Here is a 6,692-nt window from a genome sequence, read left to right as displayed (position 1 = left end):
CCGCCCGCCTACCCGACGCAGCCGCCGCCTACCACACCGGCGTACCCGGCCCAGGATCCGCAGTACGCGCCGACCGGTGGTTACCCGCCGCCCGGCCCCGGCTATCCGCCGCCCGGTCCTGGTTACCCGCCGCCGGGCCAGGGTTACCCGCCGCCGCCCGGACCGGGCGGCGCACCCGGCCAGGGCGCGTATCCGCCGCCGGGACAACCGGTTCCGCCGCAGCAGCCGCCCGCCGAGGTGAGCCTGAGCAAGGACCGTCCGGTCAGCCTGGTGAAGGGCCAGCGCGTCACCCTCCGCAAGGAGGGCGGCGCCGCGCTGACCTTCGTCAAGATGGGTCTGGGCTGGGATCCGGTGAAGAGCCGCGGCATGTTCGGCAACCGCACCGTCGATGTGGACCTCGACGCGTCGGTGGTCATGTTCGCCGACACGAACCCGGTGGATGTCGCCTACTACGGCCAGCTGACCTCCAAGGACGGTTCGATCCGGCACCAGGGCGACAACCTCACCGGTGAGGGCGAGGGCGACGACGAGGTGATCCTGGTCGATCTCACCCGCATCCCGGCGCACGTGTCCACGCTGGTGTTCATCGTGACCTCCTACAAGGGGCACACGTTCGAGCAGGTGCAGAATGCGTTCTGCCGCTTGGTCGACGGCACCAACAATGCCGAATTGGCCAGGTACACCCTGGCCGGCGGCATGCCCTTCACCGCGATGGCGATGTCGAAGGTCTTCCGGGTCGGCAACGACTGGAAGATGCAGGCACTCGGCGAAGGCTTCGCGGCCAAGCATCCCGGTGAGGCAGTACCCCATCTCGGCCGGTTCCTGCAGCACGGTTGATCGGGGCGGCGCGAACAGCAAGGCAGACAAGGTGATTCAACTGAAGGCCGGTCAGAACACGCCACTGACCGGCAATGTCGTCCGATTCCGGGCGAAAGCCGATGCGGCACTGGACGTTTCGGCGCTGGTGGTGGCGGAGAACCTCAAGGTCTTCGCCCCCGAGGATTTCGTGTTCTACAACCAGCCGACCGCCGCGGGGGTGCGGCTGGACGGGGACGAGGTGACCGTCACGCTGCCCGAGGTGCGCGGTGACGCCAAGGCGGTGCTGCTGGTGGTCAGCGCCGACCCGGCCGTGCCCGCCAGTCCGGGCGGGCTCGGCACGGTGACCGCGACGCTGTCCGAGAACGACCGAACCGCAGCGGAATTCGTGGTCACGCCATCGGCAGGCGAGGCGGCACTGATCTGCCTCGAGGTGTACCGCCGCGGCACCGACTGGCGGCTGCGCGCCGTCGGGCAGGGCTACTCCGGTGGCCTCGGCGTGCTGCTGACCGCGCACGGCGTCGAGGTCGAGGACGACCCGGCCGATCCTGCCGCGCAAACCGGCTCGGCGGCACAGGTCGGTGCGGTGCCCCATCCGACCGCGGCCCACCAGTCCGGGCCGGGCGTACACACCATGGCCGGTCCGATGGCCAGCGAAGCCCGCTCCGCGGCGGCGGCGCCACTGGAGGTCGGGCACGGCCTGGAACGCCTGTGGATGATCTTCGAGGATGCCGCTCGTTCGGCCGCCGCGCTGCTGTCCGCCCGTGACTACGCGGCCAAGCGGCTGGACCAGGAACTGTCGGTCGCGGTCGCGGATCCGGAGACCAGGAACACCCCGGTCGCCGACGCCGCGCGCCGGGCGGCGCAGCAACGCAACGACGAACTGATCGCCACCGCAGAGAGCAACCATCAGCGCGACAGCGCGCAGCTCGTGCGCGAGCTCGCCGACGCCGATCTGATGCTGCCACCCGCGCTGGCGTCCTGGGACTCGCCGGTCTGGGAGAAGCCGGTCACGCCGAGCGACGGCATCCGGCTCGGCGAGCTGTACGCGCTCGAACGCGGGACGCTGCGGGTGCCGTATTGCGTTCCGGTGCCGTTGAATCGGCCGCTGTGGATCGACACCGAGTCCACCCGCGCGGTCGCGCCGGTGGTGAGCGCGCTGCTCGCGCGGCTGCTCACCGCGGCGCCCGGGCGGCGCACGCTGGTCGACATCATCGATCTGACCGGTGCGTTCAGCGGTTTCACCGACCAGCTCGCGCCGGTGCTCAACGGGCCGCCGATCACCGACCACAGTGAGATCTCGGCGCGGCTGCAGGCGCTGGTTCAGGCCGCCGAACTGGCCGAGCTGGCCTTCACCAGCGGCATGGGCAGTCCGCCCGAGGAACACCGAATCCTGATCGCGGCCGACTTCCCGCACGGTTACCAGAGCTCGGACGCGCAGCGCATCGGTTCGCTGATGGTGCGCGGCGAGCTGATCGGGCTGTCGATCGTGATCATCGGCAGCGACGAATCCGAGTCGAGCGATACCACCGTGGCGATGCTGTCCCAGTCGTGTAGGCACCTGCCGACGATCGCAGGCGCACCGCTGTTCGATCCGTGGACCGGCAGCCCCTGGCAGCTCGACCTGGATACGCTGCCCGAGGATCCGGTGCTGCTGTCGCGTTACCTGCGCACCCACTGAGCCGAGTCGCCGACCTGCGAGTGCCACTCGCGGGTCGGCGCCACCCGGGGCCGCAGCAGCTCGGGCAGCCAGGGCAGCAACGGATCCGGGGCCCGGTCGACGATGCCGCCGATCGGGTCGTCGACATAATCGCGGCGCACCAGGTCCTCTTCGGGCCGGTAGATCTGCCGAACGATCAAGGCGCACAACCCGAGTACCGCGAGATCGCGCACGACGACCGTGCCGGTGAACCACTGCTCCGGCAGGCCCTTCTTGTCCAGGCCGAGGTAGTAGAACATGCGCGGCGCCCAGACGAGCGCGTCGATTGTCATCCAGGCCAACAGGATTCGCCGATGCGGCAGCGCCAGCACGGCCAGCGGCACCAGCCACAGCGAATACTGCGGGCTCCACACCTTGTTCGTCACCAGGAACGCGGCAACCACCAGGAAGCACAGCTGCGCGAGCCGGGGGCGTTGTGGCGCGGTCAGTGCGATGTAGCCGATCGCCACGCACGCGGCGACGAACGCCAGCAGGGACACCGCGTTCAGGATGACCGGCGGTTCCCCGTGGCTGAGCGTGCCGTCGAAGCCGCTCCAGCCGGTGAACGAGGTGATCACGTTGTAGATCGAGTCCGGGTCGGCGTGCCGGGTGGTGTTGAGCCGGAAGAACTCCCGCCAGCCGTTCGGGTACAGCGCGGCGATGGGCAGGTTCACCACCACCCAGGTGCCGAGCGCGGCGGCGACCGCGACGGCCGCGGCGCCGAGCGGCCGCAGGCTGAACAGGTGGATGCGATACGGGGTTTCGCGCACCCAGTCCTGCGCCGCCGACCAGCTGTCGATATCGCGGAAGCGCAGCCCGAGCTGAGTGCTCGGCAGCCGCTGCATCGGGTCGGCGCGCAGGCACAGCACCACGATCGGGCCGAGCAGCAGCAGCGGATACAGCTTGGCGGCGCCACCGAGGCCCAGCAGCAGGCCCGCGAGGGCCGGGCGTCTGCGCGCCCAGGCCAGCAGGCCGGTCGCGGCGAAAGCCGTTGCCAGGGCATCGAAATTGGTGAAGATGTGCACGATCACCAGCGGCGAGCAGGCGATCAGCGCGGCATCCCACACCCGGCGCCCGGCCAGCTGCGCGCTCGCCCACACGGTGATCAGCCAGGCCAGCGCGAGGCCGAAGGCGACGACGTTGAAGTAGATCACCACCTGCAGCGCGCCGGGCAGCGGCGCGGCATCCCAGGCCTTGGCGATCCGCATCGAAAGGTATTGGTACAGACCGGACAACACCGGATACTCCATGTACCGGGTTTCCTGGCCGCCGTCCGGGGTCTTCTCGGTCCAATCCTTCTTGTACGGGAAAGCGCCCTCGTTCAACCGCTCCGCGCCGTACAGCGGAACCGTGTCCGAGTAGCACATCGCCACGTACTGGCGCCCGTTGTTCCAATCGAGGGTCAGCGATCCCTCGCCGGCGCCGGTCTGCTGGATGCAGCCCGCCTTGCTGAACCAGCCGAAGGCCAGGAACACCACCGTGAAGGCCAGCAGCACCCGCATCGGCGTCCAGAACCGGGCCCGCCCGATCAGCGCGTGTTCACCGACCGGGCCGCCGACGACGGTCGACAGCTGTGCGGTGAGTGAATCGTTGCGACTGGGCCGATCCCGGGCGTCCGCGGACCGCAGATCCGGCGCGAGCGGGCCGGGCGCGACGTAGTACGCGCCACCGGAAGGTGCCCCATCGGCCTGCGGCACGCTCCCGTTCGTCCGCTGGTCCACCAGTTCCTGATCGGTCACGGCCCCCGACGCTACCTTGAGTTCGACTATTGCTTCGGATCGAGTCGTCCCCACTCAACAGGCTGAGCGGACTCCTCGCAGTGTGGAACCTGCGGCACCACGGCGTATTACGCCGGGTGCCGCAGGTTCGCCACTACCGGCTGCGCGTGGTGGGTTGAGTCCCCGTGCTTTCGTTCTGCCCGTTGCCCGCCCGCGGCGAGGCAGTCGCGGTCGGCGACGAGCCGTCGGTGGGTGCCACCGGCTGCCCGGGCAACGGACCAGGACCTTCCTCGCGTTGCGGCTGTTGCTGCTGCTGCGGGCGCTGTTGCGGCTGTTGCTGCGGCTGCGCGCCGGGCAGGCCGGGGATGACGATGCCGGGCAGGATCTCGATCGGGCCCGAGGGGATCTGGATCGGCGGCAGGAACGGGACCTCGGTGGTCGGCGGCGGCGTGTACGGCGCCGACCATTCCGGCACGCCGGCTTGGCCCTTGATGGGTGCGGGCTTGGGGAAGGTCTCGTTCTTGGTGCCTTCCAGCGCACCGTCCATGGTGGCCTTCCAGATGTCGGACGGCAGGCCGGAACCGTAGATCATGCCGCCCTGGTAGTTGCGCAGCGCCGTGCTGTCGACGGCACCCACCCACACCGCGGTGGACAGCGACGGCGTGTAGCCGACCATCCAGGCGTCCTTGTTCTCACCGGTGTCACCGAGCTGGGCGGTGCCGGTCTTGCTGGCCGACTCGCGCCCGCCGGCCAGGTTGTGGTTGCGTGACCACGCCGCGATCGGCTTCATCGCCGCCGTCACGTTGTCGGCCACCGCCGCCTCGACCCGCTTCTCGCCGGGCACCTCGCCGCGATCGAGCAGCACGGTGCCGTCGGCGGTGACGACCTTCTGCACGAAGTGCGGCTTGTGGTAGACCCCCGAGGCCGCCAAAGTGGCGTAGGCGGACGCCATGTCGAGTGCGCGGGCGTCGTACTGGCCGAGCACGATGCCGTTGTTCGGGCCGCTGCCGTCCGGCTCGGTGAGCGAGGGGCCGACGCCGGGAATGGTCTCCGGGATGCCGAGCTTGTGCGCCATGTCGGCGATCTTCCTCGGCCCGTTGCCCATGTCGATCTGCATCCGGTAGAAGCTGGTGTTCAGCGAGCGCTTCAACGCCTCGGCGATGGTGCACATGCCGCAGCCCTCACCCTCGACGTTGGTGATCTTGATGCCGTTGACGGTGATCGGCGAGCTGTCGTACATCTGCGAGAGCGGCACGCCCTGTTCGAGATTGGCCGCGAGGCCGAACACCTTGAACGAGGAGCCCGGCTGCAGGCCTGCGTTGGCGTAGTCCCAGCCCTTACCGTCGTCACCGCCGTAGTAGGCCCGCACCGCACCGGTCTTCGGATCCACCGAGACGACCGCGGCACGCAGCTTCTCCGGCTCGCCCTGCAGCTTCTTCTGCGCCGCGTCCACGGCCGCCTGCTGCGCCTTCGAATCGATCGTGGTGGTGATCGACAGACCCGCGGTGTTGAGCTGCTGCTCGCTGATGCCCTCGGCGGACAACTCCTTGAGCACCTGCTGCTTGATCAGGCCCTCCGGGCCCGAGTCCAGGGTCTTGTCCTCGGTGTTCGACACCGGGGCCACGCGGGGGTACTGCATGCTCTGCCGCTCGGCCGCGGGCAGGTTGCCACCGGAGACCATCCCGTCGAGCACATAGTTCCAGCGGGTCTTCGCGCCCTCGGGGTTCTTCTCCGGGTCGAGGCCGGACGGCTGCTGGATGGTGGCGGCGAGCACCGCGCCCTCGGCGGCGGTCAGCTCCGTCACCGGCTTCTCGAAGTAGGCCTTGGCGGCGGCGTCGATACCGTAGGCGCCGCGACCGAAGTAGATGGTGTTCAGGTAGGCCGCGAGGATCTCGTCCTTGCTCCACTGCCGCGCCATCTTGGCTGAGATGACCAGCTCACGCATCTTTCGGGTGAGTGAGCGTTCGTCACCGACCAGCGCGTTCTTCACGTACTGCTGGGTGATCGTGGAACCACCACCGGCGCTCTCCTTGCCCAGCACGTTGTCCCGGGCGGCGCGCGCGAAGCCGGAGATCGAGAAGCCGGGGTTGGAGTAGAAGTCCCGGTCCTCGGCGGCGATCACCGCGTTGCGGACGTGCGCCGGGATCTGCTCGATCGTCACATCGGTCCGGTTGCCTTCCGGCGGAACACGTCTGCTGATCACCGTTTCACCGTCGGCGGCGAAGATGGTCGCGACCTGATTGGTTTTGAGGTCGCCCGGCTGGGGTACCGAAACGGTGGTGTAGGCGATCAGGAACACGCCGCTGGGTATCAGGATGGCCATGGCCATCATCACGTAGATGACCCGGCGCACGATCCGCCACGGCGATTTCTTCTTCTGGCCGGGCCTGCGCTTACCCGATCCGCCGGAGCCGTCGCCGCCGCTGCCGCCGTTGCGGCGCGGGGGTGGGCCGGACGGC

At 69.2% G+C, this 6,692-nt stretch carries 4 protein-coding genes; 2 read left to right on the top strand and 2 right to left on the bottom strand.

Features of this window, described 5'->3' with window-relative positions; all coding sequences use genetic code 11:
• Positions 1-837: TerD family protein (locus NN4_RS44070; RefSeq protein WP_246181441.1), on the top strand; the 837-nt coding region annotated here is incomplete at its 5' end.
• A gap of 31 nt (positions 838-868) precedes the next feature.
• The gene (locus tag NN4_RS44065; RefSeq protein WP_186818927.1) at positions 869-2,497 is read left to right on the top strand and encodes a TerD family protein; all 1,629 of its coding nucleotides are present in this window, start codon (positions 869-871) and stop codon (positions 2,495-2,497) included.
• Here NN4_RS44065 and NN4_RS44060 read toward each other — a convergent pair.
• Both NN4_RS44060 and NN4_RS44055 read right to left on the bottom strand, forming a co-directional pair.
• Positions 2,479-4,254, bottom strand: a complete 1,776-nt coding sequence (locus NN4_RS44060; RefSeq protein ID WP_147144320.1) for a glycosyltransferase family 87 protein — start codon at positions 4,252-4,254, stop codon at positions 2,479-2,481. The genes NN4_RS44065 and NN4_RS44060 overlap by 19 nt on opposite strands.
• Positions 4,255-4,387: 133 nt before the next feature.
• The coding region (locus tag NN4_RS44055) for a transglycosylase domain-containing protein (protein ID WP_186818926.1) at positions 4,388-6,692 on the bottom strand (2,305 nt) is incomplete at its 5' end.

It is taken from the genome of Nocardia ninae NBRC 108245, from assembly GCF_007990755.1.
GTDB classification, from domain to species: Bacteria; Actinomycetota; Actinomycetes; order Mycobacteriales; family Mycobacteriaceae; genus Nocardia; species Nocardia ninae.
The sequence above is the reverse complement of the archived record's forward strand: the minus strand, read 5'-3'. Positions and strand labels throughout refer to the sequence as shown.